We start from the raw sequence: 3,515 nt of genomic DNA on the forward strand, positions 1-3,515 counted from the left end.
CTCGGCGGGCATGTCGCGCGGCGCCGTCGTGAGGCGGTCGGCGGTGGCCCGGAGCAGGCGGGCCAGCCGGTCACGCGGTCGTCGGGGCGGCGGCACTGCCGGACTCCAGTTCCAGCCCCTCGTACGCCAGGGTCAGCGCCTCGATGGCGATCTCCTGGGCGAGGGTGTTCAGGTGCGCGCCCCGCCACCGCGTCGGCCACGCGTTGATCATGTTCCAGCGCAGCACCTCGGCGGTGCCGGCCGGGTCGAGCAGCACCACCGAGACGTTGCGCCGGCTCACCGTGCCCTTCGCCGCCGCGTTCACCCAGTCCCACAGCTCGCGCGACGAGGTCAGGCCGAAGTGGAGGGTGACCGGGGCGTACTCGACCTGGCCGGGGACCGCGCGGATCCGCTCGTTGCCGGCCTCCCGGTACGCCAGCGACGGTATGGCCACCTCGAAGCCGCTGACCTCGGTGAAGTGCCCGTTGGTGATGCCGTTGATGAGCAGCTTGAAGTGGTACGCCCGGTAGGGGTCGACGGGCGCGCCCGGCTGCGGGGTGGCCGTGGTGGGCATGTCAGCCTCCGATCGTCTCGGTTTCGGTGCCGCCGGCCCACTGGCTCAGCTTGAACACCACGAACTCCGCGGGCTTGACCACCGCGATGCCGATGTGCGCCACCACCATCCCGGCGTCGCGCACGTCGGCCGGGTTGGTCTCCTCGTCGCACTTGACGAAGAACGCCTCCTCGGGCGTGCGGCCGAGCAGCGCGCCGTCCCGCCACACCCGGGTGAGGAACGCGCCGATGTCCCGCCGGATCGAGCGCCACAGGGTGTAGTCGTTCGGTTCGAACACCATCCACCGGGTGCCGTTGGCGATGGCCTGCTCGATGGCGATGGAGAGCCGCCGCACGTTCAGGTAGCGCCATTCGCTGGCCTCGGCGGCGAGCGTACGGGCGCCCCAGAGCCGGATGCCCTCGCCGGCGAAGAAGCGGATCACGTTGACGCCCTTGGGGTTGAGCACGTCGTGCTCGGGCCGGGTGACCCGGTACGCCAGGTCGACCGCGCCGCGTACCGGCTCGTTGGCCGGCGCCTTGTGCACCCCGCGCAGCGCGTCGGTGCGGGCCCAGATGCCGGCCACGTGCCCGCTCGGCGGGGTGAGCACGAGCTCGCCGCTGAGCGGGTCGCGGACCCCGATCCAGGGGAAGTAGTAGGTGGCGAAGTCCGACTGTCGGGGCCGGTCGCCGCCGGGTGGGTCGTCGTCCGGCTTCGGCGTACCCTCGGCGGGCTTGCCGGACGACTTGCCGGGCGTGGCGACCCGGGTGAGCCGGGAGATGTCCTCCACCGCCGGCGGCGGGTCGCAGATGGCGACCATGGTGCGCAGCCGCTCGGCCATGCTGATCAGCGCCTCGTGCGAGACGGGGTCGTGGTAGCCGGGCGCGGCCAGGATGGAGATCTCGTCGATGGCCTCCAGCAGTTGCAGGCCGCTGCGCTTCCCCCCGGTGCCGGTGAGCTGACCGCCCTCGCCGACGTTGACCACCCAGCAGCGGGTACCGCCGTTGTCGAGGAAGCCGAACACCGCGCGGGCCAGGGGGGTGCTCTCCAGGTGCTCGCCGTCGGCGTAGAGCCGGAGGAACTCCGACCAGCTGTTCACGGCGGTGGCCTGGTTGACGCGGGCGGTGCGGTTCGGCGCGATCCCGACGAAGGCGGCGATGCTCGTGCCGACCGGGCCGATCGGGCGGGCGCCGCTGGGGACCTCCTCGACGTAGATGCCGGGGGAGAAGTAGGTGGGCATCGGTCCTCCTCGAGGAGTCAGTCGGGGGTGCAGACGACGACGAGGTCGTTGTCGGCGGGGTCCAGCTCGGCGGTGTGGGTGCGGCCCCGGCCGACCAGCCGGATCCGCACCGGCCGGTCCGGGTCGTCGGGGTCGTGCGGGACGCCGACCAGCCGGAACCGGCCGGCAGCGTCGGTCTCGGTGGCCTGGGCGGTGCCGACCAGCTCGACCCGCATGGCGGCGAGCGGCTGGTGCTCCGGCCCGACCACCCGGCCGTCGAGGGTGCGCAGGTCGAGCTGCCGCAGCCGCAGCGGCTGCCGCACCGGCGGCGCGGCCGGTGCCGGCCGGTCGATCCGCGCCGGCACCTCGAGCAGCAGCGCGGGGCGGGGCGCCACGCCGAGGGCCCGCCAGAGCGCCGGGTCCCCGGCGGCCAGCACCACCTCGGGCTGGCCGGCCGCGGTGGCGGCGGCGAGCACCCGGTCCAGCGCCGGCAGCGCCGCCGGCCCGCCGCCGCTGACCAGCAGCCGGACCACGAACCGGTACGGCTCGCGCGCCCCGCCGCTGCCCGCGGTCTGCCGGGCCGGCCGCAGCTCCAGCGGCCAGAGGGTGAGGCCGCCGTCGGGGTCGTCGCGGGGCGGGCCGACCGGGACGGGGTGACCCGCCGCCCCGGTCAGCCAGGCCGCGAGGTCCGCGACGGCCGCCTCGATCGCGCCGGTCATCGCGGCGGGGTCCCCTGGATCCGGTACGCGATGGCCTCGTTCCAGACGTGCGGGTAGACGCCGATCTCGAAGTAGCGGGTGAACCGGTTGATCGGCGCGTTGCTGTGGTCGTGCCAGAGCAGCCACACCGGGGCGATGGTGAACAGCACGTAGTTGAGCGCGACCAGCGGCAGGTAGAGCGGGCCGAGCAGCCGCGCCTGGAGGATGTGCACGTCCTCGTGCCGCTGGATGCCGGGGCTGGAGCCGGCGCAGACGGTGCCGATGGTGGTGGCGTAGCGGGGCGAGACGCCCTCGACCACGTTGACCCGCCCGCTGGCCTGGGAGACCACCCGGTCGAGCTGGTGCCCGAAGACCAGGTGCAGGGCCAGGTAGAGCGCGCCCGCGACGGTGTTGAGCAGGCTCCAGGTGTGGTCGACCACGAAGAGGAAGATCCCCTTCGGGTCCGGGCCGTACGTGCCGGCGGTCGCGACCGCCCAGCCGAACGGGGCGCCGACGAGCAGCCCGACGACCGCGCCGACGAGCAGGCCGATGGTGCCGCCGGCCGCCCCGCCGAGCACGGCGCCGAGGACGATGTGGACGGCGGCGCTGATGATGCCGAGGATCATGGGGGTCACCTCTCTCAGACCCAGGAGCGGAGGTAGCGGGGCTCGCGGCCCTGGGCGAGCTGGGTCGGCGACGCGTTCGTCGCCTGCCGGTTGCCCGGGGGCAGCTGGTTGATGCCGAGGGCGGCGGAGAAGATGACCAGCCCGTTGAAGAACGCGATGATCCACTTTTCCGGGCCGGCGTCGGCGGCGAAGGCGGCGGTCAGGTACGACAGGACGAGCGCGAAGCCCAGCGCGATCCACTTGCGCGCCTTGTCGCCGCTCGGGCCGATCAGGCCGCCGATGACGTTGGTGGCGAGCAGGGTGGCGGCGCTGGCGCCGGTGAGGCTGCCCAGGGCGGCCCAGGTGAAGAGATCGTTCACGGCGATCCCCCCTCTTCGATCGTGCGGTGGTGCGGTCGGGGTGGGGCTGACGATCGCCCCGATCATGCCGCTGCCGGACTGGCG

Annotated in this window: 5 protein-coding genes; all 5 read right to left on the reverse strand. The window is 73.8% G+C overall.

Annotated features, from left to right (window positions below; genetic code table 11):
- Positions 1–70: 70 nt before the first annotated feature.
- Positions 71–553: a phage tail protein gene (locus tag ACW0Q9_RS29810; protein WP_091258915.1), complete on the reverse strand. Its 483-nt coding sequence runs from the start codon at positions 551–553 to the stop codon at positions 71–73.
- Between the two features lies 1 nt (position 554).
- Entirely contained in the window at positions 555–1,769 is a 1,215-nt protein-coding gene (locus ACW0Q9_RS29815) for a phage tail sheath family protein (RefSeq protein WP_456186989.1), read from the reverse strand.
- A gap of 17 nt (positions 1,770–1,786) precedes the next feature.
- Positions 1,787–2,467, reverse strand: coding sequence for a carboxypeptidase-like regulatory domain-containing protein (locus tag ACW0Q9_RS29820; RefSeq protein WP_456186991.1), 681 nt, complete (start codon positions 2,465–2,467; stop codon positions 1,787–1,789).
- Complete coding sequence (locus ACW0Q9_RS29825) at positions 2,464–3,072, reverse strand: glycine zipper family protein (RefSeq protein WP_456186993.1); 609 nt, start codon at positions 3,070–3,072, stop codon at positions 2,464–2,466. The genes ACW0Q9_RS29820 and ACW0Q9_RS29825 overlap by 4 nt, the downstream gene beginning before the upstream one ends.
- A 14-nt stretch (positions 3,073–3,086) precedes the next feature.
- Positions 3,087–3,515, reverse strand: a 429-nt coding sequence (locus ACW0Q9_RS29830; RefSeq protein ID WP_456186995.1) for a hypothetical protein, incomplete at its 5' end; no start/stop codon positions are given.

Source organism: Micromonospora sp. I033, from assembly GCF_053890995.1.

What these genes read in the sequence shown, in the direction of transcription:
- ACW0Q9_RS29810 (WP_091258915.1), bottom strand. Translation starts at nt 553, where the DNA reads ATGCCCACCACGGCCACCCCGCAGCCGGGCGCGCCCGTCGACCCCTAC.
- ACW0Q9_RS29825 (WP_456186993.1), bottom strand. Translation starts at nt 3,072, where the DNA reads ATGATCCTCGGCATCATCAGCGCCGCCGTCCACATCGTCCTCGGCGCC.
- ACW0Q9_RS29815 (WP_456186989.1), bottom strand. Translation starts at nt 1,769, where the DNA reads ATGCCCACCTACTTCTCCCCCGGCATCTACGTCGAGGAGGTCCCCAGC.
- ACW0Q9_RS29820 (WP_456186991.1), bottom strand. Translation starts at nt 2,467, where the DNA reads ATGACCGGCGCGATCGAGGCGGCCGTCGCGGACCTCGCGGCCTGGCTG.